This window comes from Alcanivorax sp. DP30, from assembly GCF_009882945.1.
In the GTDB taxonomy this organism is placed as follows: domain Bacteria; phylum Pseudomonadota; class Gammaproteobacteria; order Pseudomonadales; family Alcanivoracaceae; genus Alcanivorax.
The window spans coordinates 378,240-401,104 of record NZ_WTUY01000002.1 but is presented as its reverse complement, the minus strand read 5'-3'; the positions used below and the strand labels follow the sequence as shown (position 1 = coordinate 401,104).

Genomic DNA, 22,865 nt, shown 5'->3' with positions numbered 1-22,865 from the left:
TTCTGCCAAGCCTGCGTCACGGTGAAACACGAACCTCTACATGCCGTGAGCGCTGATCGGCGTACTCTTCGGCTGCAAACCCTCGCATGCTGCTGTCAAAGAACAGGCTGACCGTAAAACGCAATTCCCGTTGTTCCGGCCATCCCTTCAACATGTAACCCAGGTTGGGTAGCTGGCCCTCGAACTGCTCCGGCTCCACAGTGAGCTGCTTGTTATCCTGATAAATCAGGCTCAATGGCACGGACATCAATTCCGGCGGCACGGTCAGTTCTGTCAGCAAGGTGAAATCCTTGCCACTGTCAAAAAGAATCCAGTTTTCAGACATGCTGATGGGTTGCCCGGCAAAACTGTCATCATCCGCCACGCCATTAACGGTGATCGGATTATCGGCGAAATTGTGGGTATAAACCTGGGCGCCAAGTTGATTGTTGCCATCCACCGTGACCGACACTTCGGGCTCTTTCAGCGTGGCGCGGTATAGCTCGGGAATCTTGGCGTAGGTGTGCGCTTCATAATGAGTGGCATAACGCATGGCCTGAACCTGGATAGTCATTACCGGGATACCGGCAAGCACTACCCGGGTGCGAAGGTGCATCACAGAACGAATGGGCCCCACGTGGTGACCAACCAGCTGCGGACGCAGGTTGTAATTATCCAGGGTCATGCGGGTAAATTTGGACAACACCCCGGCGCTCATGCGCATCTTCAGGGTATCGATGATAGAACCTTCCCCTTGATAGCCGCGATAACTGAGGTAACGCCAGTTAAGCTCATTATCCGGATCTACATCCAGCTGGTAGAGCGCCGTGCGGGTGCGGCCAGTGTCGCTGTCGTGGGAGACGTAATAGTTTTCACTTCGCTGACGGTTGCCTTTGACCAAATAGAAGTGGCAGTCAGTCGCCACTTCAAGGTCGGCCAGCAGTTTGCCCTCGCGGGGCTCCAGGCCGTCTGGCCGACGGGGCCCGGCATCGGTCAGCATCGCCAGCAAACGGTCGTCACCATCAAGGCGCCCGGCCTCACCGATGCGGTCAAAGCCTGACTCTTCAAACCACACCATGCCATGATCCGACATTTCGTCAAACTGGAAGGCTACGGGGACCAGCTGACCGTTTTCCACCCGCATAAGGGAAAGATCCGCCAAGGGCAACCCCTTGGCGGAATCCAGCCGGGATGCGGATAGCTTCATCACCTTGCCCTGATCGACAGGATCAAACAGGCACTGCGCATTCGCTTCTGCTCCCAAAAGCAGTAACGGGAGTGGCAAAAATCTGAGTAGGGTCATTATTGTTGTAAGGTTGCACGCACCGTGGCTGTCCCTGATTTTTCACCTGGTGTCATTTCCAGGTTGGTAATTTGCACCCCTTTTTCCTGAAGGGATTGCAGCCAGAGAATGCTCTGGCCTGCTGCCTGCTCTTCCATTTGAATTCGGACAGAGGTGTTACCGTCCGGGGTAAAATTCTTGAGGGTCAAACCAAATGCATTGGCACTGCGGCTGACTTCGCCCACCCAGTTTCGAGGTAGTGCAGATGCCTTGCCACCGGATGCTGCCCTGACGGCTCCTTCATTGGCATTGATCCACTCCAGCGTCTGCATATTGGCCACGTACCGCTGCATCGATTGATTGCGTGCATTGACGCTCGGCGCCCATAGCAGCCAATAGATCAGCACCACAACAAAAACTGCGCCGAGAAGTTGCAGCACTCTTTGCTCGCGGGGCTCCCTGCTCCGATACCACTGAACCAGCGGGCTTAGCCGTTGTTTAAGCTGTTGCTGATAGGTCGCAAGGCTCATCCTGGCTGCTCCACTTTGATTCTGGCATTTACACCCTGAGCGGCGTTGCGGTAGTTGGCAATGGATGCCTTGGCACCCTGATCGCGCAAGGCGTTCTGCAGCGCCTCAAGCTGGGCATAATCCTTGGCTCCCACATCCAGCAAAAGACTGTTCTGACGCTGGTCATACTGAAGCCGTTTTGGCTCCACCTTGCTTTCCCTGAGTACTTCAGCAACAGGAACCAGCATGGGGAAGAAGGCTGTGCCAGCTGAGCCCCCACCGCTGGAAAGGCGGGACAAACGACTCTGAAACTGCCGAATCAGAGCAGAAGTGGCTTTGTCGCCGGGGAACAATTGCTCGTACTTTCCCTTGGCATCGGCCAAGGCGGCTTCGGCAGCCTGGTCGTAGCGCCACGCTTGAACACGCAGCCCGATAATGGCCAGTACCAGGATTGAGGCTGCGAGGATCAGTAATGGACGCCATTCGGCCAATAGACCGGGCTCACCAGCGTTTTTGCGGGGAGCATGGACCCCTGTCAGGAGCTGCTGACCACGATGCTGTCTGAACAGATCAAACAACGCTTCTTGCGCCTCAATTTCCGTGGCGTGATCCAGCGAATCGCCAAACAGGGGGACAAGAGACTGTCGTCTTTCTTCATCCACAATAAGATAGGAATCACGGCTGGAGGCAAGCAGACTTTGCCCCTGCGGCAGCCCCACAATCAAAGGGAAGGAACCTGCAAGACATTCAATGTCCACTTCCACTGTCTGCAGGTCGGCTCCCGCGTCAGAAGCGCGATCAAGCAGGGTTGTAACCAGTGACTGCTCGATCGCGGTCACAAGATACTCATCCCCCTCGCCTTTGCGGTAATTGAAGAAAAGCGAATCGGGGCTATCCAGCAGGTTTTCTTCAAGCAGATATGGCATCACTCTATCGAGATGCCGTGCCTGCTTGCGGCTCAGTGTCACCTGGGTAAGACGCACCAGTGGCGCAGATAGGACCAGCCGCAATTGACCCCGCATCGCCGCCTCGGAAAAGGCCTCATCGAGGCTCTGCGATATCACCGGAGAACCGCTGTCAGCCTGGAACAGCACCTGGGTGGCACCGCTTACCGGTAACCCGTCAATGTCGTAGAGATAAATGAGTGGAGCTTGTGACACTGAATCTGATCCTTTATTCGTTATTGTTGGCCACAATAGCCGTTATTCCTCATTGTAGAAAGGATTACAGGCAGGTTCGAGGGGTGTCAGCAGGGGGCTGACCTGACGACTGACAACCGCGGTTGGCTCCCCCTCCCCTCCGCCGCGGAACAGGCGAGTCACCAGTCTGCTCAACTGGCCATCTACCTCAACATCCACCATGACCTGGAAATACTCGCTACTCACTCCAAGACGGGCATTGAGCAGGTCACGATCCTCTTCGTCCATTTCTGAGAATACCGGCATGGCCAGCAGTGAACCAATGTCAGAAATAGGCTCTTCCTTGCGAGAATCGATGATGGCTTTCACCCCTTCCGGCCCCGCCAATGAGCCTACCACAGCATTTAAAACCTGTTGCGGGGCCGTATTGACATTAAGACTAGTGCCGGGGGGCAATGCAGTCAGTAATCCCCATGCCATGGGATCTTCCGGCATGTCTGTGGCCTGGAAACCCAGCAAGGCCCGCAGCTCACTCTCGTGGGTGGCCGGCATGTTCGGGGTACGACGGTCGCGGTATTCCGGGTCCTCTGCGCCTTCTGCCTCGTCCACGATGTTGTTGCTGTCCAGCCAGTCCGCCATCTCGTTGGCTAGACGGCCCGGGTTGCTCTGGTCAGGCAGAATTTCGTCGAGCAATTGCTCCAGCTCTCTGACCCTGTCCTGCTGGCGAACAAAGCCGTCAGGACTGTCTGCAATCAGCCAATTGAGATTGAATCGCCCCTGTAGATCCTGAACGCTGGCGCTTAAAAAAGCATCCTCATAGGGAGTTGGCGGCAACTGAACAGCCCATTTTTCTTCAACACAATCATCAAGTTGCGCATTATTCTTAATGTCATCTTGAAGATCGTCTATCAAGCCCTGCTGGGCAACCACCTCGGCAGCCATGGCGTACTGATAGCGCTTGTCCCATTGCAGCAGGTTGTCGGCCCGATTCAGGAAACGGTTCTGCCTAAACAGGATCTCCATGGCCAGCGTAGACAGAATGGCAAACAGCATCAGCACGATAATCAGTGCCATCCCGTGCTGATAGCGCTTGATCACGCCCACGGATTCACCACCGTGCGGTAAAAGCGATGAATAACGTCACCACTTTCCAACTCAATTTCAATCTCTATGCTCTTGGGTAGTCTCTGTAGCCACACCGGCTGGGTCGCGAGCGCAGCATCTGGCCAGAACTCCACCCATTGCCAGTCCCCCTGCGGAGTGAGATCCAGGTAGCGAACCGTAAAGCGCGCCACATTCTCCAGCAGAATGTCCTGCTGATAACGGGTGGCGACAGAGGTGTCCAGTACTGGCCAGTAGCGGCGATAGAGGTCGCCGTTTTCCAGGGTGTAGATCACCCGCTGCATTTCACTGCGCTTGCGTAGACCGAATGGATTCGACCAGCCCAGACGGGTGAACTCCACATAGTTGTCCCGGCCGATGATGGCAGGCTGGGGGTCTCCATAGGGGTCTCGAACCGGGCGACTGACCAGTTGCTCAAAGTCCAGGGTAAGGAAGGTCATTGCGCGCTGACTACGCTCCATCTCATCGGCGCTTTCCGTTAGCTGTTCCCGCCCCCGCAATGCGCTACTGAGGAAGGATGCGGCCCACACATAGATAAACGCGAAAATGGCAATGGTAACGACCATTTCCAGCAGCGTGAAACCCAATAGCCGGCGTTGAAACTTCATGTGGCAGGCTTCCCGACAAGACTGGCAAGGTGGTAGGCCAGTCCTTCCTTTTCATCGCCTCGCAGTAGCCCCACATTGATGTCTACCCGGCGGGTATCGGGGTACGGCCCTTCGGACACAATGGTTTCGATCCACCAGTCACGCCCATTTCGGCTAACTTCACTGTCGGATTGACCGGTAGGCGGCCACTGCTGATAAACCTGCATTTCAACCAGCTTGTCAGATGCGACCAGAAAACCGAGATGGGTTTCATTGATGTTGGTGTAGGCTCGGGCACTGGCGCCCAGGGTCTGACCCAGGGTGACCATAACCAGAGCAAGAATCGAAACAGCGATCAGCACCTCGATAAGAGTAAAGCCCTGGCTGCGCGCGCCTTTCATCAGGGCGTCTCCTCAAGGACTTCGTCCTCAGGCTCAGCATCCGGGTCGGTTACCTGCCCAAGGGCGCTAACCTGCCAGCGACGAAAACTGTCCAGTTCATCGCCGGAAAGCAATGACACGGTGACTGGGGTGACCTCGCCACTGGGGAAGAAGAAGATTTGCGGAAGCGTTTTTTCTTTATTGCTGTCGCTGGATTCTGTCCGCTGCTCACTACCCTCTTCTATTTCGGCCTGCTCACTGAGCCCCTCAGGGGTGGCCATGAGATCATCCTTGATGAGGGATTCTGCCATATCGGACAATGTCACCTGCTCATCTTCCAGCGCATCGACTTGCCATTCCACTGACAGATTTGGGGCGAGGGTGCGTGGTTTTAACGATGAATCATCAATGGGAAGGAAGTCACGCTCATCACGATCATAGGCCAGTGGTGTCCAGCCATCCGGGCTCAACCGCAGAGCGAGTAGCTGCCCGGAGAACAGACTCCGTTCGTTGAGCAATTCCAGGGTGTCATAAAGCCGGGCGGATTCCTCATCCAGCCCATCCTCACTGAGTGTCCAGTTACCCTGGCCAGCGATTACGGCCGTGAGCAGCCCGACAAGCATCACCACTACCAGAATTTCCAGCAGTGTGAAGCCAGTCTGACGAGCCGCAGAGATCATGATTACTGCACGTCACGCCAGTTGATATCCGCGTCGTTACCCTCGCCACCTTCTACCCCATCAGCCCCCAGTGACAACAGGTCGAAGGGGCCATCAACGCCAGGACTGAGGTAGACGTAATCATTGTTCCACGCATCTTCAGGCACCTTGGACAGATAACCGCCATCCGGCCACTTGCTGGCAGAGGCTGGGCGTTCGACAAGACCGTTCAGGCCTTCCTCTGTAGTCGGGTAGCTACCATTGTTGAACTTGTAGAGGTCCAACTGTTGAACGATCTTGCCCATATTGGCCTTGGTGAGATCCACCTTGGCACCTTCGCCCTGACCAATCACATTAGGAACGATGACTGCAGCAAGCAGGCCGATAATGGCCACGACCACCATGATCTCCAGCAGCGTAAAACCGGACATGGCTTTCTGGTGTTTCAGGGTCTTCATTGTTTATCCACCTAACATATTGTTCATTTGCATGATCGGCATCATCACCGAGAGCACTATCATTACCACTATACCCGCCATCACCAACAACATGATGGGGCCAAGGAGGCCCACCATGGTATTGACCGTGCTGGTGAGTTCCCGTTCCTGATAATCTGCGGCCCGCGTCAGCATGTGATCAAGCTCACCGCTAGCCTCACCACTGGCAATCATCTGCACGAGCATGGGAGGGAAATAGCCGCTGGCATCGAGTGCACGGCTGAGGTTTCCGCCTTCCCGCACCTTCACGGCAGCCTGTTTGACGGCGTCACGGATCGCCAGATTGCCGACCACTTGAGCCGCGATAAACAGTGCGTCTACCAACGGGACGCCAGAGCGGCCCAGAATGCCCAGAGTACTGGCAAGTCTTGCGCTATCAGCTGCCCTCAGCATGGTGCCCACCAAGGGCATCCCGGCAAGCCGGCGATGCACCCGCATTCGGAAAGCGGCACCGCGCATGGCTCGACTGAACGCTACTATCCCGACAATGATCACAAGCAACAGCAGCCAGCCCCAATCCCGTGAGAAATCACTCATTGCCATGACAATTCGTGTCAACAAGGGCAGCGCCTGATCGCGCCCTTCGAACACGGCAACCAGTTTGGGAACAACAAAGGTCATCATCAGCATGATGACGATGGAGGCAAACACCATGATGAATGCTGGATAGATCATTGCCTGGGTAACCGATCGGCCTGTGTCATGCCGGGTTTCCAGATAATCCGCCAATTGCTCCAGCACTTGCTCGAGATGCCCGCTCTGCTCTCCCGCATCTACCGTGGCGCGGTACATTTCCGGGAAGGCCCGCGGGAATGACTCAAAGCTTTTCGCCAGACTATAGCCTTCCCGTACACGGGCCCTTACCGCCAGCATGATGCGCTCGATACGGTCATTGGCGGCCTGTTTGGCCACGGCAGAAAGCGCCTGCTCGATGGGGAGCCCAGATTTCAGCAAGGTCGCGAGCTGACGAGTGATTAGTGCCTGTTCTGCCCCCTTGAGCTTGCCCGAGGAGGAAAACAGATTCATGCCTGCACTGGCGTCAGTGTCACGAGTCTCATTGACCTCAATCGGCACCCAGCCCTTGTCCCGCAGTTGCTGTCGCACCTGCCGGGCACTGTCGGCCTCCATGGTCCCTTTGCGGATTTTGCCCTTGTGGTCGAGGGAGCGAAACTCGAATGCTGGCATGGACGTAACCCCGTCAGTCTTCGCGGGTTACGCGCAGAACTTCTTCAACACTGGTCTGTCCTGCCAGCACCTTGCGCCAGCCATCTTCACGGATGCTGCCTGTCAGAGTGCGGGCGTGACGCGTCAGGGCAAGTTCGCCCGCCTGATCATGAATCAACTGGCGCATGGTTTCATCGATGATGACCAGCTCGTAAATGCCGGTACGTCCGCGATAACCCTGGTTGTTACAATGCTCACATCCATTGGGATGATAGAGTGTGCAGGCTTCGTCTTCCCGGAGTCCTATCAGTGTCTTTTCACCTGCAGAGGGCTCATAGGGAGTCTTGCAGTCATCACAGAGCACGCGCACCAGCCTCTGAGCCAGCGCGCCCAGCAGAGAGCTGGACAACAGAAACGGCTCAATGCCCATATCCTGAAGTCGGGTTACCGCACCGACAGCGGTGTTGGTATGCAGGGTGGAAAGTACCAAGTGACCTGTAAGCGATGCCTGTACGGCAATTTCTGCGGTTTCCAGGTCACGGATTTCGCCCACCATGACCACATCGGGGTCCTGGCGGAGGATGGCTCTCAAGCCCCGGGCAAAGGTCATGTCTACCTTGCTGTTCACCTGCGTCTGGCCGATGCCTTCCAGCTGGTATTCGATGGGGTCTTCCACGGTGAGGATATTGCGTGAACTGTCGTTGAGTTCCGTCAGCGACGCATACAGGGTTGTGGTCTTGCCCGAGCCAGTGGGACCGGTGACCAGGATGATGCCATGGGGCTTGCTGATAAGCTCGCGCATCATCGCGTCGTTCTGTTTTTCCATGCCCAGATGAGCCAGGTCCAGGCGCCCTGCCTGCTTGTCAAGCAGACGCAGAACAACCCGCTCGCCATTGCTGGATGGCATGGTTGACACCCTTACATCCACATCACGGCCGCCCAGCCTTAGAGAAATCCGCCCGTCTTGAGGCACCCGCTTTTCTGCGATATCCAGACGAGCCATTACCTTGATACGTGAAACAAGCAGCGGAGCCAACTCCCGCTTGGGGGCGAGAACCTCCCTCAATACGCCGTCAACACGCAGACGCACCACAAGACGGCGTTCAAAGGTCTCGATATGGATATCCGACGCGTCCTCGCGAATAGCCTCCTGCAGCAGAGCATTGATCAAGCGAATAATCGGGGCGTCATCTTCCTGCTCCAGGAGATCCGAGGTTTCAGGAAGCGAATCGGCCAGACTGGCAAGATCCAGCCCTTCCAGATCATCAGCGGCTTCAGCGGCAGCGCCACGCTGCTGTTCATATGTTAACGCCATGGCAGCATTAAAGCTGGCTTCATCCATAGGCACCAAATGGGGAAGCGTGCCGATTTTGCGCTGTACTTCGCTTAACGCCGAGAGGGACACGTCCTTGCGGTAACACAGTTCCTTTCCGCCATCACGTTCACGGAGCATTACCCCAAAGCGGCGAGCAAAGCCGTAAGGCAGCAAATATGGGGGCAAGGCCCGGACTTCACTGTGTTCCGCATGGTCCGTCATGTTCAGTACTTGTCCATCAGGTTTTCAATCACTTGTCGGGTCACGTCGCTCAGGTCCACAAACTGAAAGCCAGCCTGGAACTCTCCTGGCGCATCGAGATTCTCACACCAAACAGACTTTGCATCAAAACTGATTGTGTTAACACCCGCAATCTGATCAGGCAGAACCATGCCCAGATGAAGACGTTCACCTGGCCCAATGTCCCGGCGGGCAAACAATTTGAAGCCATCCAGGCTCAGATTCATCAAGCGCCCCACATTACCACCGGTACTGCGATCAAACACAACCATTTCTCGGAACAGCTTCTTGCGGGGCTGACGACGATGATCCTTGCGGCTATCGCGGACATCGTTCTCGTCTTCAGCTTGACGAACCACAACCACGACGCCCGTAAAGCCACCATCATCATCAATGATGGCATTGGCACGCAAAGCCAGAGAAACAAGGCCGTTTCCATCGTCGGCATAGAGCGGGTGCTCATTTTTCCAGCCATCGCCTTTTTCACAGGCAATCCGAAGCGGATTATCCTTCCACTGCCAGCGTTGCTTGCCTGTGTCATCGTTGAACAACAAGGATGACAGGTCTGTCCCGACCAGATTGTCACGATCCCGATTGACCAGTGCGCAAGCGGCCTCATTACAGAAGGTAATCTGTCCTTTGGCGTTAGCCCCCACTAGTGCCTCCCCCAACGCATGTAACAAGCGCTCGTTTTCATCCTTGAGCCGCTTCATCTGGACCACGGCTTTCTGTAACTTGCGGCGTTGCAAGTCCAGCTCAAGAAAGACGTTCACCTTGGCTTCGAGTATTTTTTGGTCAATCGGCTTAAACAGGTAATCCACGGCTCCGCATTCATAGCCACGGAAAACATATTTCTGTTCTTTGGAGATCGCGGTAACAAAGATGATCGGAATATTGCGGGTTTTCTTGTTCTGTCGCATCAGTTCTGCGACTTCAAAGCCGTCCATGTCCGGCATTTGTACGTCGAGTAATGCCAGAGCGAAATCGTGCTTGAGCGCCAGATTCAGGGCCTCGTTACCCGATTGTGCCATGACAAGATTGCGACTATCCCCTTCCAGAATTGCTTCGAGCGCAATCAGGTTTTCCCTATGATCATCCACAACCAGAATATTTTGCTTCATTGCATTAACTACCCTGCAACCTTTTCCGCCAAGTAAGGGCCAATCTGTTCAAGATCAAGCACCCTGGAAACAGCACCTGTTTTTATTGCCGACTCGGGCATTGTTGGTGCTTCCGAACTCACGGGAGACTGTGCGATGGTGAAGCCTCCACGTCGGTGAATATATTCTATTCCTGCGGCGCCATCTTCATTGGCCCCGGTGAGAATTACGGCGGCCAGACGGTCGCCATAAACGACGCCTGCTGAAAAAAACAGTTCATCCACAGACGGTCGGGAGTAATGAACCGGACGGGCCACCGAAAACGCCACGGTTTCTCCCTGTTCAACCAGCATGTGAAAGCCGGGAGGCGCCACATAAACATGACCCGGTAAAACAGGCTCCTTGTCTTCCGGAGCGACAACGGGGAGCTTGCAATAGCGCCCCAGCAGCCACGGCAACCGGTTTTCCGAGCTGGCATGTTGATGTTGCACCAGCAGGATGGCCGCAGGAAAGTCAGCCGGCAAGGCAGCAAGAATCTGGGTGTAGGCGTTAAGCCCTCCCCAGGATGCACCCATGACAACAGCCTTCACTGGCCCCATGCATTCCCTCACTAATCGTTGCCTTCACCTCCGTCGCGGCTTGCCTTTCCGGCTTCATAGGCAGCACGGTGTGCTTGTGCCTGCTTGAGCTTTTCCTGCAGTTCGCGGCGCTGACGATCCAGCCCAAGAAAGAAATCCACTTTACTTTTGAGGATCAGCGGATCAAGTGGTTTGAACAGATAATCCACAGCGCCAGCCTGATACCCCTTGAAGACATATTTCTTTTCCTTGCTGATCGCGGTGACAAAAATGATCGGAATAGTCTGGGTATCTTTCCGCTGTCGCATCAGCTCTGCCACTTCAAAGCCATCCATGCCAGGCATCTGCACATCAAGCAGTACGAGGGCTATGTCTTCCTTGAGTAGCACTTTGAGTGCTTCCTGACCGGAATGTGCCTTGATCAGCGTGCGCCCCTCACCCTCCAGTACCGCTTCAAGGGACACCAGATTCGCAGGTTGATCGTCGACTAACAGCAACTTCTGCTCAATCATCAAAATTCTCTAATTAATCGTCAGGGGTGTCGAATCTGTCGCTTACGGAAGATTCGCAGCGACGGGTTAATCATGTCAAAGGCCTCTTCCTGACCCGTAAATTTCAAGCTTTCCTTGGTACCTAGACATAGATAGCCTCCCATATCGAGACTATCAACAAACAACCGGATTACACGCTCTTGAAGCGCTCTGTCGAAGTAGATAAGCACATTACGGCAAAGAACAACGTGCATTTCGCCGAAAACCTGATCCGTCGCCAGATCATGATCCGCGAATACAATGTTTCGCTTTAGCCTCTGGTCCATGATCACGCTGTCATAGCGGGCCGTAAAATAGTCCGAAAGAGAATGTCTGCCGCCAGCGCGACGATAGTTATCGCCGTACTGCTTGACTGCCTCGATGGAGTAAATACCTTTCTTTGCAGCTGCCAGGACATTTTTATCAATGTCAGTGGCATAGATCATGGCACGATCGTACAACCCCTCCTCTTCAAGAAGAATTGCCATGGAGTAGATTTCTTCACCGGTTGAACAACCGGCATGCCATATCTTGATGAATGGATAGGTTTTTAAGACCGGCACCACCTCTTCCCGAAATGCCCGGTAAAACTCTGGGTCTCGGTACATTTCTGTGACATTGACGGTGAGGTCATTCAGCAAGGTGACAAAAAAGCGCCTGTCTCTGAGAAGCTTGTCAGTCATTTCCATAATGCTGGAAAAACCGGACATGCCAAGCCGGTGCATGATGCGGCGGCGTATGGATGCCTTGCTGTATGAGCGAAAGTCATATCCATACATCTGGAAGATGGCTTCCAGTAGCAAGCGGATCTCGATGTCTTCGACATCGATCTCGTCATCATCAATCGGAAATGACTCCGCCATCACGTTCTCCGGGCGCTTATTTGTGCAGCCAGACACGCAGAAGCGATGTCAGCTTGGCCATGTCAATTGGTTTGGAGCAGTAGTCATTTGCCCCCGCTTCGATACATTTTGCTCGATCATCTTTCATGGCTTTCGCGGTCAACGCCAGCATAGGCAGTTTCTTGAAGCGCGCTTGCTCACGAATCAGCCCCATGGCTTCATAGCCGTCCATTTCCGGCATCATGATATCCATGAGCACGATATCCATAGCCGGATTATCATCCAGTGCGTCCAGGGCTTCCTTGCCGTTGTTGGCGATGGTGATCTCAAAACCCAGCTCTTCCAGCTGCGCTGACAGCGCATAAATATTGCGCATGTCATCATCAACCAGCAGCAGCTGCTTGCCCTCGAAGATATCGTCACGATGCTCGATAGAGGAATCCGATGGCGCATTACGATTGCTTGGCAGCGTGGATTCAAGCCAGTGCAGGAACAGCGATGCCTCATTGAGCAGACGTTCATGGGAGCGTTCTGTTTTGAGAATGATGCGATCCGCGTACTTGCGCAGCTTCGCCTCTTCCTCGCGGGTAAGATCCTTGCCAGTGTAGATAACCACGGGAACACTGTCGTAATCGTCGCTGTTATTGATCAATTCCAGCAATTCGAAACCCGACATGTCCGGCAGCGTGAGATCCAGGATCATGCAATCAAAAACGGTGGAACGGAGCGCTTCAAGCGCCTCCTGACCACTGGTGGCTGCAGTGATCTCGACGCCTTTCTGGTCGAACAGCTCACGGATGCTTTCGTGCTGTATTTCACTGTCTTCTACCACCAGCAGGCGGCGAACATTGGTTTCGATGGCACCTTCGATTTTGGCAAAGGCCGACAGGATGTCCTCCTGATTAACCGGCTTGGTGAGCAAATCCAGGGCGCCAAGATCGAGCGCTTTCTTGCGCTCGTCTCGACCAGACAGGAAGTGGACCGGGATATCCTTGGTGCGCGGGTCGGCCTTCAGTTTCTCCATGACCTCCCAGCCATCGATACCTGGCAGCCCGATATCAAGGATAATGGCACTTGGCCGGTAATGGCTTGCGTACTCAAGGCCCGCCTCACCGTCATGACAGATATGCCCTTCAAGACCGTAGTCAGCCGCCAGTTCCAACAAAACGCCGCCAAACTCTTCATCGTCTTCAACGATAAGAACGGTTTTTTCCCGAACCACAAACTCGTCATCAGCAGATTTTTCGGACACCAGAGCTGCAGTATGCGCCTCAGCGTTAAAACTGATGCTCGCATCTTGATCGGCCGCCTGATCTGCCTGTTCAAGAGACTCAGGCGTGCCTTCAGGAAGATAAAGGGTGAAGGTGGCACCCTGCCCTTCTCCGTCGCTGTAGAGCCCAATTTCACCACCAAGCAAGCGGGCCAGTTCCCGGGAAATGGTCAGCCCCAGGCCTGTGCCACCGTATTTCCGGCTGGTTGTACCGTCCGCTTGCTGGAAGGCCTCAAAGATGAGCTTCTGCTTCTCCGCCGGAATACCGGCACCGGTATCGATTACTGCCAGCTTGATAGCCTTGTCGGCGGTCAGGTGGCGCGGGAGCGCGTCGCTGCTATCCGGACGCTCAATACTCAGGGTTACCGATCCCTGTTCGGTAAACTTCAACGCATTGGACAGCAGGTTCTTGATGATTTGCTCAAGACGCTGACGGTCGGTGTAGAAGTGCTCCGGCACGTCCTCACCCACATTGACGTGAAACTCCAGGCCGCGATTTTCTGCAACATGGGAGAAGTGACGCTGGAAGTGCTCGCCCAGTTCATTGGGTGACAAATCATCAATCACCACATCCATCTTGCCTTCCTCGATCTTGGAAATATCGAGGATATCGTTAATCAGGCTCAGCAGATCCGAGCCCGCGGAATGGATAACCTGGGCATGCTCAACCTGCTTCTCGTTAAGATTGCCCTTCTTGTTCTGCCCCAGAGCGTTGGAAAGGATAAGAATGGAGTTCAGTGGCGTCCGAAGTTCGTGGCTCATTGTAGAGAGGAACTCGGATTTGTACTTGGATGACAATTCCAGCTCGCGAATCTTGTCTTCCAGTTCGTGGTGCAGAAGCTCCAGCTCATCGTTCTTCTGAGCCATTTCTGATTTCTGCTCAGTGAGCAAACGAGCCTGTGCTTCCAGCTCTTCATTTGTCACCCTCAGCTCTTCCTGCTGGGCTTGCAGGCTTTCTTCCGAGGCGCGAAGGGCCTGGGTCTGAGACTCCAGCTCTTCATTGATCGCCTTGAGCTCTTCCTGCTGCTGCTGCAGACGGGATTCCGAGGCCGACAGTTCCATGGCCTGCTCTTCGAGATCATTATTGACCTGAGCCATTTCCTCCTTCTGCTTTTCAAGCTCAATGGCCTGCTGACGGGTTTGCTCAAGCATTTCCGCCATTCGCATACGGCTCATGGCGCTGCTTACAGAAATCGCGATGACCTCTGATGATTGATCCAGAAAAGCCAGATCACTGTCCGTGAACTGGCGGAAGGCGCCAATTTCCAACACCCCTTTCAGTTCTTCCTCGTGGATAACCGGCATGACCACCACATTCCGGGCTTCACCCACACCGGTACCGGAACTGATACTGATATACCCTTCTGGCACCTGCTCAAGCAGGATGGTCTTGCGCTCTAACGCGCACTGGCCAACCAGCGATTCGCCAAGACCAAAATCGTTTGCCAAGTGCTTGCGACGCTGCATGGCATAGGAACTACTCAACGACAGACGCTGGGTTTCCGGGTTGAAGCTATAGAATGCCCCAACCTGCGCATCCAGCACCGGAACCAGAAAACTGAGCATATTGTTGCCAAGCTGCTCATAGCTCATTTCACCGCGCATGCGGTTATTCAATTCTGCTAGGTGATTCTTGATGGTTTCCTGGCGCCGGTCTTCCTGGTGCCGCTTGACGAGGGCATCGCGCATCTTCCGAATTGCGTGCAGCAACTTGCCGGTTTCATCACGGCCAGTGGATTCAATGGGGGTATCCCACTTTCCATCGGCGATATTGTCAGCGGCGGTCACCGCCCCTTCCAGGGGCAGGGTAATGGCGCGGGTAACCCGCAAGGCGATCAACGCCAGTGCAGAGAAAGCAACAAGGCCAAGGAAAAGGCCAATTTTCTGTGTTCCCTGATTATCATTTCTGCTTTTGTTCAGGGTCTCACGGAAGGCTTCGTAGCGCTGGGTCTCGAAGGATTTCTGGGCAGTCTCATAACCGCTCTGTAATTCACGAACGTGGGTGATGCGCTGGTAGATATCTGCGTCACCCGCTGAGTCATTAATCAGGCTGCGGGCAAGGCTGTCCGCCGCATCAATGTAAGCTTCGAAGCTCTGCTTGAGTTCACCAACACTTGAAGAAAGTTCAGGATCCGTCCGACGGATGTCTTCGAGACGATCACCAAACTTGTCAGCACGATCCAGCGCTTCCTGGAGCAGGTCCGGGTCGGCCTGGGTAATGGCGGCAATAAAAGACTCGCCGATGGCGATGAAATCCACATTATTGGCATTGACCAACTCCAGAACCGGAAAGTCCTGGTCTTCAATGCGCTCAAGGTGGTGGATATTCGTTTCAGCAATGTAATAACTGTAGGCCGCATAGACCACAAAAAGCGCGATACCCAGCCCTGCCACTGACAGAATCTTCAACCTGACAGACAGGTTCTGAAACCAGTTCATTCTGTTGCCCCTCGTGCCTTTCCGGCCTTGTTTTTCTGATGCCCGCTGAAACAGGGCTAAGACTAAAGTGTGAGGCTAACAGAAAGGCGGCCTTAACAGCAATAAACAGCCTTAACAGGATTTACCATCCTATTGATTTCATTGACAATCGGGAGAATTGGGACGACAGGAGGAAGGGTTTGTTTGGTGCCCGGGGCGGGACTTGAACCCGCACGACCAAAGGTCAACGGATTTTAAGTCCGTTGCGTCTACCAATTTCGCCACCCGGGCGGTGACCGTACGGGTCGATAATTGGAGGCGCGGGTCGGAATCGAACCGGCGTACACGGAGTTGCAGTCCGCTGCATAACCACTCTGCCACCGCGCCTTTAAACTGCTAACAAGAAAAAACCTCGGTAGAACCGAGGCTTTTCTGAAATCTGGAGCGGGAAACGAGATTCGAACTCGCGACCCCGACCTTGGCAAGGTCGTGCTCTACCAACTGAGCTATTCCCGCATTGTTGTCAGAAGCCACGCTAAAACTGTGCTTCGTTGCGGGAAAGAATTCTACTCATCACCCTCTGGGTGTCAAGCCGCAATGAAGCATTTTTTCTGATATTTCAGGACTTTGACTGACTTTTGAGCAATTGTGGTGCTGCCGCACGCAGATAGGACATCATCGACCACAAAGTGAGCGCCGTTGCCAAGTAAAGCAAACCATAACTCAACCAGAGCCAGGGGGTCATGACAATATCGCCAGCCTGATCAAAGCCGGGCTTTTGTGCCAGCAGCAAGGTGATGGCCGTCATTTGTGCCACCGTCTTGATCTTTCCCAGCTGACTGACAGCCACCTTGGCCCGCTGCCCAAGCTCTGCCATCCACTCACGCAGGGCCGAAACAGTGATTTCCCGGGAGACGATAACCATGGCAGGCACGGCGAGCCAGGCCGTGGCATGGATCTGTACCAGCATCACCAGTGCAACACCGACGATCAACTTGTCAGCGACGGGATCCAGGAAAGCGCCAAAGGGGCTGGTCTGGTTCAGCTTACGCGCCAGATAGCCGTCCAGCCAATCAGTCACGCCGGCAGCGAGAAACAACAGCGCGGCACACAGGCCGCTCCACTTGTACGGCAGGTAAAAGACAAGAACCAGTACAGGAATTGCCACTACCCGGATTAGAGTCAGGATATTGGGCAAATTCATTACCGGGTGATTCTTCTGCATAACACCTACCGCTCGCTGATTAAGCGTGCAGTATAGCGAAAACCGCCCTCAGACTCATGGACGATTTTTTCACAACCCGTTTCCGACCGGACAAATGCCCTGTTTTAGTGGTGAAACCAGTCATAGAGGGTTTCTGCCATCTGGGCATTGATGCCAGGCACGCGAGCCAGTTCTGCCAGTGAAGCGTTTCGCAACTGTTTGAGGCCGCCAAAGTGGGTCAGCAACGCCTTGCGGCGCTTGGGTCCTATGCCGGGAATTTCATCAAGGGAAGACGTCTTTCGCGCCTTTCCGCGCCGGGCTCTGTGCCCGGTGAGTGCAAATCGATGAGCTTCATCGCGCACCTGCTGCAGCAGGTGCAACGCAGAATGGGCGGGGCCAGGAGTAAATTCCCGTCCATCCGGAAGGTAAAGCACCTCGAAACCCGGGCGACGGCTGGGCCCCTTGCCAATGCCCATGACCTGCATTCGCCCCTGCAGGCCCAGCTCTGCCATGACCTCCCAGCCCCGCTGTAACTGCCCCTTTCCGCCGTCAATCAACAACAGATCCGGCAGTCGCCCTTCTTCCTTTAGTACCCGCTGGTAACGGCGACGAATCGCCTCTTCAAGCGCTGCATAGTCATCACCGGCCTGGGGTGGACTAACGTTGAAATGTCGATAGTCAGGCTTGCGTGCACCCTGCTGGTCAAACACCACGCAGGAAGCCACCGCCTTTTCTCCCTGGGTATGGCTGATATCGAAACACTCGATCCAGCGCATGGGCTTGTCGGTTTCCAGCAGGCTTTCCAGGGCATGAAAGCGCTTTTCCATATGTTCGCGAGCCGCCAACTCGGTAGCCAGAGACTGACTGGCATTGGCCCGAGCCATGCTCACCCAGGCTGATCTGTCTCCTCGCACTCGCCAGGCCACCCGGACTTTCTTTTGCCAGTGGGAGCTCAATGCTTGTGAAAGCGTTTCGATGCCAGGAATTTCGTGACTGAGGAGGATTTCTGGTGGGTCAACAGGATCCTCCCTGTCGCCGAGATAATATTGCCCCACGAAGGCTTCCAGAATTTCAGCCAGATCTTCTTCGCCGCGGGTATCTGGCCGAAAAGTACGATGACCGAGAATGCGACCGCCGCGAATCATCAACACATCCACCACCGCCAGCCCATGACGCCCATCGACGGCCACAATGTCCAGGTCGCCCTGCCCTGTTTCTGCATACTGTTTCTGTTGCACAGACTGGATGGCTGCCAGCTTGTCCCGCAACACTGCAGCCTCTTCGAATGCCAGCGCCCGCGAGGCCGCTTCCATTTTTCTGCTTAAATGTTCCACCACATCCCGGCTGCGGCCATCAAGGAAGTCCATGGCCAGCTTTACCTGCTGGCTATAGTCCTCGGCAGACACCAGATCAACACAAGGTGCCGTACAGCGCTGAATCTGGTGTTGCAGGCACGGTCGGGTCCGGTTGCGAAAATAGCTGTCGCTGCAGTTGCGCAACTGAAACACCTTTTCCACCAGGGAGATGGCCTCGCGCACTGCCCCGCCGCTGGGGTACGGACCAAAATAATGGCTTCCCTTGCGGCGAGTGCCACGGTGGAAGGTAATCCGGGGAAAGGTGTCGGAGGTGGTGATGCGGATATAGGGATAGCTCTTGTCGTCACGCAAAAGGATGTTGTACGGGGGACGCAAGCTTTTGATCAGCGATTGCTCAAGCAATAACGCCTCAGCTTCACTGCTGGTGACTGTGGTCTGGATATCCGTGATTCGCGCAACAAGCGCACGTGTTTTGACGCTGGCAACATTCTTCTGGAAATAGCTGTTCAATCTAGCCTGAAGATTGCGCGCCTTGCCCACGTACAGTACGTCGCCCTCCGCATTGAGCATACGGTAAACACCGGGCTTGCGGGCACAGTGATCAAGGAAGTGGCTGTGGTCGAACTCAGGCAAGGAAATGTCTCCGGTTTATTCGCTCAGTATAGCAGCGCATGGGGAGACATTCCTTTCAGATGGGACTGGTGATTAATCCGGCAAAGCCTGCTCAACAGCATCAAGCATGCCATGGCGCACGGCCAGCAAGGCCATTTCCACATCACTGGAAACGCCAAGCTTGTCGAAGATGCGGTAACGGTAGGTGTTAACCGTTTTCGGAGAGAGACACAGCTTATCAGCCACATCCTGAACCTTGTGGCAATTAACGATCATCATCATGATCTGCAGCTCACGCTCAGACAGCATGTCCAGCAAACTGGCCTCTTCACCCACGTATGGCTTGAGTGCCATGGCCTGGGCAATTTCAGGGCTGATATAGCGCTGCCCCGTGGTGACTATCTTGATAGCGCGCACCATTTCTTCCAGATCTGCACCTTTAGTCATGTAACCTGCGGCGCCGGCTTTCATCAATCGGGAAGGAAACGGCTCTTCTTCACACATGGTGACGGCAATGACACGCAGCGCATCGTCGACACGCAACAGCTTCCGGGTGGCCTCAAGACCGCCAATACCGGGCATCTTGATATCCATAAGAACAACATCAGGGGACTTGTCCCGGGTAAGCTGAATCGCCTCTTCGCCAGAACAGGCTTGTCCAACCACCTTGATACCATCGACTTCATCCAGCATTCTCGCAATGCCGGTTCTGACCAGATCATGGTCATCCACTACCAAAACTTTGATCATTTCTTTACCTCCGGGTAGTTCCTTTACCCGCTCTGCAAAAACTGCCGAAAACCATACGCACTAGCTTGCACCTTTCATAGCACATTTTCGGCAAACGTGATCGCAGTCACTGAGACTTTAGGTATATTAGCCATAGGTCGCGTTGACCGGCGAGTCAGCCATGAGAAACTGATTCATCTAATGTCAAAGCCAAACAGCAACAAGACCCAAGGGCAACCTTCATGAGTGCAATCGTTCTACTCCTGCTGGGGCTGGGCGGCATGGCCGCCGGTTATCTATTCTACTCTCGCTTCATCGCCAACCGCATCTTCAAACTTGATGCAGAATTTCGCACCCCTGCCCATGAATTTGAAGATGGCGTGGATTTTGTACCCACCAATCGGTACGTATTGTGGGGGCACCATTTCACCTCTGTCGCCGGGGCCGCACCCATTGTTGGCCCCGCCATCGCCGTGATTTGGGGCTGGCTTCCCGCCTTCGCCTGGGTGGTGTTAGGTACCATTTTCTTCGCTGGCGTGCACGACAGCGGCGCGCTTTGGGCCAGCGTCCGTAATCGCGCCAAGTCGGTGGGCGCGCTCACTGGTAAAGTGGTGGGGCATCGCGCCCGCACCATCTTCATGATTGTCATTTTCCTGGTGCTGCTGATGGTTAATGCCGTGTTTGGTGTGGTCATCGCCAAGCTTCTGATCAATAACCCCGGCGCGGTTGTCCCCGTTTGGGGCGCCATTGCAGTGGCACTGGTCATCGGCCAGCTGATCTATCGGCGAATAATCGGCCTGGGGATCGTCTCGGTGGTCGGCGTTGTCGCTCTTTACTCCCTGATTTATATCGGCCCGCAGGTACCTGTCGCCCTGCCTGAGCAGGTCATGGGCTTGTCTGCCAGCGCCAGCTGGATCCTGTTGCTGTTTGCCTACGCTGCCATCGCCTCCCTGCTGCCCGTATGGATGCTGCTGCAGCCCCGTGACTACATCAACGGCCTGCAACTGTTTGTAGGTCTGATTCTGCTTTATGGCGCAGTACTGATCGGCAACCCCACCGTGGTAGCACCAATGATCAATGTGGACGTCCCCCCCGGTACACCATCATTACTTCCACTGCTGTTTGTCACCATCGCATGCGGGGCCATTTCCGGCTTTCATGGTCTTGTGGCCTCTGGCACCAGTTCCAAGCAGCTCGACCGGGAAACCGATGCCCGCTTTGTGGGCTATTTCGGTGCTGTGGGTGAAGGCTCCCTGGCCCTGGCAGCAATCATCGCCGCCACTGCAGGCTTCGCCAGCCTGGCTGACTGGCAGGCTGTCTATACCGCGTTTGGCAAGGGAAGTCTGACAGCCTTTGTGGACGGCGGAGCCGCCATTCTCGCAGGCGGTTTGGGCATGGAAGTGGGCGTGGCCGCAACGTTGCTAACGGTAATGGCGGCGCTTTTTGCTGGCACCACCATGGATACAGGACTGCGTCTTCAACGCTATATCTTCCAGGAATGGGGCGAGATCTATCAGCAAAAATGGCTGACCAGACCTCTTCCTGCCACCCTGCTAGCTGTCGTGAGTTGTTTGCTGCTGGCCTTTGGTGCCGGGGGCGCGGATGGCAGCGGCGGCTTGCTGATCTGGCCATTGTTCGGTACCACCAACCAGCTTCTTGCCGGCCTGACCCTGCTGGTCATCACCATCATGCTGGTCCGGCGTGGACGCCCTGCCATTTACACCCTGGCGCCTCTGGCCTTCCTGCTGGTGATGACCCTGATGGCGCTGCTTCTTCAGCTGAAGAGCTTCTATGACAAGCAGGACTGGTTCCTGCTAGGCCTGGACGTTGTGGTGCTAATCGCTGCACTTCTGGTAACACTGGAATGCGCTGCAGCGCTCAAAAGAGCCTTCGCCGAACCCGTGGAGCAGTCCTCGTGACTGGGCGTATTCGCGGGGCGCTGAAGCGGCTCAACGAGCTGGGTACGCAGTATTACAACGTTCCTTATCGCGCAGCTATCGCTCGCGCAAAGCGTGACGAAGAAGACCTGTTCATGCTGCTGGTGTTTTCAGAGATGATGGGAATACCCAATCCCGCCGCATGGACAACACTGGAGCTTCAGCCACTACTCATGGACCGATTTCACGAATGGCATACCCGCATGGGTATGGAACGCTCTCCCCTCGACCACTTCCGCTGTTGCTGATGGCCGACAACGCACTGGAGATAGATCATCTGATCCAGCAGCGCCAATTGCTGATGGTTGGCGGCAAGGGAGGCGTGGGTAAAACCACTAGTGCAGCCGCCATTGCCTGCCGCGCTGCAGATATGGGCCGCAAGGTGCTGCTGGTATCCACTGACCCGGCCCACAGCCTCGGGGACGCCTTCGGCGAGCAGATCGGTAACCGGGTGCGCTGTATGGCCGCCAACCTGTATGCCCTTGAGCTGGATCCGGATGAAGAAGTAGACCGCTATCTGGATAATGTCAGCACCCAGATGCGCCGTTTTGCCGGGCCGGACCAGTTCCGCGAACTGGAAAAACAACTGCGCCTGAGCCGTCAGTCCCCCGGTGCCCAGGAAGCGGCTCTGCTGGAACGGCTGTCGCAGATCATTGATGAAGAAACACGCCATTACGATCTGGTTATCTTCGATACCGCTCCCACGGGGCACACACTGCGCCTGTTGAGCCTGCCTGAAGTCATGGCAGCCTGGACCAGCGGGCTGCTAAAGCACAATCACAAGGCACAACAACTGGGCAAGGTGCTGGACCATCTTAGCCCCGGCAAGGATCTCGACAGCCCTATGCAGGACCCGGCCGAACACGCCAACCGGGATCTCGACCCGAGAAGCCAGCAGATCGCCGACACCCTGCTGGCCCGGCAGCGCCTCTTTCATCGGGCGCGCAGGCAGCTTTCTGACCCGGAGAAAACCGGCTTTATCTTTGTCATGACACCGGAGAAGCTACCCATACTCGAAACTCGCCGGGCAGTGGACAGCCTGCAGGAATCAGGCATCCCTGTGTCGGGACTGATCATCAACCGAGTGCTTCCAGACTCAGTGGACGGGGCTTTTTTTGCGGCGCGTCTTGTGACTCAGCAGCGCCATATGGAAGAGATCCGGAAACTATTCACTACCCTCCCCACCCTGTACATCCCGCTTCAGGAATGTGATGTGCAAGGCATCGATGCCATCCAGACTTTTTCAAAGATGCTGGAAGATTCACAGGCGCTTTCCCATGGCAGTGGCTCAGGAAGCCAAGCATGAAGCGGATCGAAAATATCAGGCGTATAAGCTGATGCGGCCTGGAGGGAAAGTCTGCAACCCTTGTATTTGAGACAGGCAAGCACACCATGAGCAGTGGTTTCCCTCAAATCCACGAAGCGCCCAAAAAAAAGCCCACGCTGAGTAAGCGTG

At 55.1% G+C, this 22,865-nt stretch carries 21 protein-coding genes and 3 tRNA genes; 3 read left to right on the top strand and 21 right to left on the bottom strand.

Annotated features, from left to right (window positions below):
- Positions 1-16: 16 nt before the first annotated feature.
- From GQF00_RS02455 to uvrY, 21 genes are all read right to left on the bottom strand, one after another.
- Entirely contained in the window at positions 17-1,282 is a 1,266-nt protein-coding gene (locus GQF00_RS02455) for a hypothetical protein (protein ID WP_237440352.1), read from the bottom strand.
- Positions 1,282-1,791: a type II secretion system protein GspM gene (gene gspM / locus GQF00_RS02450; protein WP_161317564.1), complete on the bottom strand. Its 510-nt coding sequence runs from the start codon at positions 1,789-1,791 to the stop codon at positions 1,282-1,284. Before gspM ends, GQF00_RS02455 begins: the two co-directional genes overlap by 1 nt.
- Positions 1,788-2,930 carry a type II secretion system protein GspL gene (gene gspL / locus GQF00_RS02445; RefSeq protein WP_161317563.1) on the bottom strand — a complete coding sequence of 381 codons (1,143 nt, stop codon included), beginning with the start codon at positions 2,928-2,930 and terminating at the stop codon, positions 1,788-1,790. Before gspL ends, gspM begins: the two co-directional genes overlap by 4 nt.
- A 42-nt stretch (positions 2,931-2,972) precedes the next feature.
- A complete protein-coding gene (gene gspK / locus GQF00_RS02440; protein WP_370519451.1) occupies positions 2,973-4,013 on the bottom strand; it encodes a type II secretion system minor pseudopilin GspK in 1,041 nt (346 codons plus the stop codon).
- Positions 4,004-4,639 (bottom strand): type II secretion system minor pseudopilin GspJ, encoded by a 636-nt coding sequence (gene gspJ, locus GQF00_RS02435; RefSeq protein WP_161317562.1) that lies wholly within the window; start codon positions 4,637-4,639, stop codon positions 4,004-4,006. The genes gspK and gspJ overlap by 10 nt, the downstream gene beginning before the upstream one ends.
- Positions 4,636-5,019, bottom strand: a complete 384-nt coding sequence (gspI, locus tag GQF00_RS02430; RefSeq protein WP_161317561.1) for a type II secretion system minor pseudopilin GspI — start codon at positions 5,017-5,019, stop codon at positions 4,636-4,638. Before gspI ends, gspJ begins: the two co-directional genes overlap by 4 nt.
- The gene (locus GQF00_RS02425) at positions 5,019-5,678 is read right to left on the bottom strand and encodes a prepilin-type N-terminal cleavage/methylation domain-containing protein (RefSeq protein ID WP_161317560.1); all 660 of its coding nucleotides are present in this window, start codon (positions 5,676-5,678) and stop codon (positions 5,019-5,021) included. The genes gspI and GQF00_RS02425 overlap by 1 nt, the downstream gene beginning before the upstream one ends.
- A 2-nt stretch (positions 5,679-5,680) precedes the next feature.
- Positions 5,681-6,115, bottom strand: a complete 435-nt coding sequence (gene gspG, locus GQF00_RS02420; RefSeq protein ID WP_202560322.1) for a type II secretion system major pseudopilin GspG — start codon at positions 6,113-6,115, stop codon at positions 5,681-5,683.
- Positions 6,116-6,118: 3 nt separating this feature from the next.
- Positions 6,119-7,339, bottom strand: coding sequence for a type II secretion system inner membrane protein GspF (gspF, locus tag GQF00_RS02415; RefSeq protein ID WP_161317559.1), 1,221 nt, complete (start codon positions 7,337-7,339; stop codon positions 6,119-6,121).
- 13 nt (positions 7,340-7,352) lie between these two features.
- Positions 7,353-8,855: a type II secretion system ATPase GspE gene (gene gspE / locus GQF00_RS02410; RefSeq protein WP_161317558.1), complete on the bottom strand. Its 1,503-nt coding sequence runs from the start codon at positions 8,853-8,855 to the stop codon at positions 7,353-7,355.
- A gap of 2 nt (positions 8,856-8,857) precedes the next feature.
- Positions 8,858-9,994 (bottom strand): response regulator, encoded by a 1,137-nt coding sequence (locus GQF00_RS02405; protein ID WP_161317557.1) that lies wholly within the window; start codon positions 9,992-9,994, stop codon positions 8,858-8,860.
- An 8-nt stretch (positions 9,995-10,002) separates the two neighbouring features.
- The gene (locus GQF00_RS02400; protein ID WP_161317556.1) at positions 10,003-10,548 is read right to left on the bottom strand and encodes a chemotaxis protein CheB; all 546 of its coding nucleotides are present in this window, start codon (positions 10,546-10,548) and stop codon (positions 10,003-10,005) included.
- A 35-nt stretch (positions 10,549-10,583) separates the two neighbouring features.
- Positions 10,584-11,063, bottom strand: a complete 480-nt coding sequence (locus tag GQF00_RS02395; protein ID WP_161317555.1) for a two-component system response regulator — start codon at positions 11,061-11,063, stop codon at positions 10,584-10,586.
- A 20-nt stretch (positions 11,064-11,083) separates the two neighbouring features.
- Positions 11,084-11,944: a protein-glutamate O-methyltransferase CheR gene (locus GQF00_RS02390; protein ID WP_161317554.1), complete on the bottom strand. Its 861-nt coding sequence runs from the start codon at positions 11,942-11,944 to the stop codon at positions 11,084-11,086.
- Between the two features lie 16 nt (positions 11,945-11,960).
- Positions 11,961-15,632: a response regulator gene (locus GQF00_RS02385; protein WP_161317553.1), complete on the bottom strand. Its 3,672-nt coding sequence runs from the start codon at positions 15,630-15,632 to the stop codon at positions 11,961-11,963.
- Between the two features lie 184 nt (positions 15,633-15,816).
- Positions 15,817-15,902 (bottom strand) — tRNA-Leu (locus GQF00_RS02380).
- A gap of 22 nt (positions 15,903-15,924) precedes the next feature.
- Positions 15,925-15,998, bottom strand: a tRNA-Cys gene (locus tag GQF00_RS02375).
- Between the two features lie 53 nt (positions 15,999-16,051).
- Positions 16,052-16,127, bottom strand: a tRNA-Gly gene (locus GQF00_RS02370).
- Between the two features lie 103 nt (positions 16,128-16,230).
- On the bottom strand, positions 16,231-16,836 hold the full coding sequence (pgsA, locus tag GQF00_RS02365) for a CDP-diacylglycerol--glycerol-3-phosphate 3-phosphatidyltransferase (RefSeq protein ID WP_161317552.1): 606 nt from the start codon (positions 16,834-16,836) through the stop codon (positions 16,231-16,233).
- A 104-nt stretch (positions 16,837-16,940) separates the two neighbouring features.
- Positions 16,941-18,764: an excinuclease ABC subunit UvrC gene (uvrC, locus tag GQF00_RS02360; RefSeq protein WP_161317551.1), complete on the bottom strand. Its 1,824-nt coding sequence runs from the start codon at positions 18,762-18,764 to the stop codon at positions 16,941-16,943.
- A gap of 72 nt (positions 18,765-18,836) precedes the next feature.
- Positions 18,837-19,493, bottom strand: coding sequence for a UvrY/SirA/GacA family response regulator transcription factor (gene uvrY, locus GQF00_RS02355; protein ID WP_161317550.1), 657 nt, complete (start codon positions 19,491-19,493; stop codon positions 18,837-18,839).
- Between the two features lie 221 nt (positions 19,494-19,714).
- On the opposite strand from uvrY, the gene GQF00_RS02350 reads away from it, so the two are divergent.
- From GQF00_RS02350 to GQF00_RS02340, 3 genes are read left to right on the top strand one after another with little or no spacing between them, the layout of a single operon-like run.
- The gene (locus tag GQF00_RS02350) at positions 19,715-21,391 is read left to right on the top strand and encodes a carbon starvation protein A (RefSeq protein WP_161317549.1); all 1,677 of its coding nucleotides are present in this window, start codon (positions 19,715-19,717) and stop codon (positions 21,389-21,391) included.
- Positions 21,388-21,657 carry a cory-CC-star protein gene (locus GQF00_RS02345; RefSeq protein ID WP_161317548.1) on the top strand — a complete coding sequence of 90 codons (270 nt, stop codon included), beginning with the start codon at positions 21,388-21,390 and terminating at the stop codon, positions 21,655-21,657. Before GQF00_RS02350 ends, GQF00_RS02345 begins: the two co-directional genes overlap by 4 nt.
- Positions 21,657-22,715 carry an ArsA family ATPase gene (locus tag GQF00_RS02340; RefSeq protein ID WP_161317547.1) on the top strand — a complete coding sequence of 353 codons (1,059 nt, stop codon included), beginning with the start codon at positions 21,657-21,659 and terminating at the stop codon, positions 22,713-22,715. The genes GQF00_RS02345 and GQF00_RS02340 overlap by 1 nt, the downstream gene beginning before the upstream one ends.
- Positions 22,716-22,865: the final 150 nt, after the last annotated feature.

What these genes read in the sequence shown, in the direction of transcription:
- GQF00_RS02455 (WP_237440352.1), bottom strand. Translation starts at nt 1,282, where the DNA reads ATGACCCTACTCAGATTTTTGCCACTCCCGTTACTGCTTTTGGGAGCA.
- gspM (WP_161317564.1), bottom strand. Translation starts at nt 1,791, where the DNA reads ATGAGCCTTGCGACCTATCAGCAACAGCTTAAACAACGGCTAAGCCCG.
- gspJ (WP_161317562.1), bottom strand. Translation starts at nt 4,639, where the DNA reads ATGAAGTTTCAACGCCGGCTATTGGGTTTCACGCTGCTGGAAATGGTC.
- gspI (WP_161317561.1), bottom strand. Translation starts at nt 5,019, where the DNA reads ATGAAAGGCGCGCGCAGCCAGGGCTTTACTCTTATCGAGGTGCTGATC.
- GQF00_RS02425 (WP_161317560.1), bottom strand. Translation starts at nt 5,678, where the DNA reads ATGATCTCTGCGGCTCGTCAGACTGGCTTCACACTGCTGGAAATTCTG.
- gspG (WP_202560322.1), bottom strand. Translation starts at nt 6,115, where the DNA reads ATGAAGACCCTGAAACACCAGAAAGCCATGTCCGGTTTTACGCTGCTG.
- gspF (WP_161317559.1), bottom strand. Translation starts at nt 7,339, where the DNA reads ATGCCAGCATTCGAGTTTCGCTCCCTCGACCACAAGGGCAAAATCCGC.
- gspE (WP_161317558.1), bottom strand. Translation starts at nt 8,855, where the DNA reads ATGACGGACCATGCGGAACACAGTGAAGTCCGGGCCTTGCCCCCATAT.
- GQF00_RS02405 (WP_161317557.1), bottom strand. Translation starts at nt 9,994, where the DNA reads ATGAAGCAAAATATTCTGGTTGTGGATGATCATAGGGAAAACCTGATT.
- GQF00_RS02400 (WP_161317556.1), bottom strand. Translation starts at nt 10,548, where the DNA reads ATGGGTGCATCCTGGGGAGGGCTTAACGCCTACACCCAGATTCTTGCT.
- GQF00_RS02395 (WP_161317555.1), bottom strand. Translation starts at nt 11,063, where the DNA reads ATGATTGAGCAGAAGTTGCTGTTAGTCGACGATCAACCTGCGAATCTG.
- GQF00_RS02390 (WP_161317554.1), bottom strand. Translation starts at nt 11,944, where the DNA reads ATGGCGGAGTCATTTCCGATTGATGATGACGAGATCGATGTCGAAGAC.
- GQF00_RS02385 (WP_161317553.1), bottom strand. Translation starts at nt 15,632, where the DNA reads ATGAACTGGTTTCAGAACCTGTCTGTCAGGTTGAAGATTCTGTCAGTG.
- pgsA (WP_161317552.1), bottom strand. Translation starts at nt 16,836, where the DNA reads ATGCAGAAGAATCACCCGGTAATGAATTTGCCCAATATCCTGACTCTA.
- uvrY (WP_161317550.1), bottom strand. Translation starts at nt 19,493, where the DNA reads ATGATCAAAGTTTTGGTAGTGGATGACCATGATCTGGTCAGAACCGGC.
- GQF00_RS02350 (WP_161317549.1), top strand. Translation starts at nt 19,715, where the DNA reads ATGAGTGCAATCGTTCTACTCCTGCTGGGGCTGGGCGGCATGGCCGCC.
- GQF00_RS02340 (WP_161317547.1), top strand. Translation starts at nt 21,657, where the DNA reads ATGGCCGACAACGCACTGGAGATAGATCATCTGATCCAGCAGCGCCAA.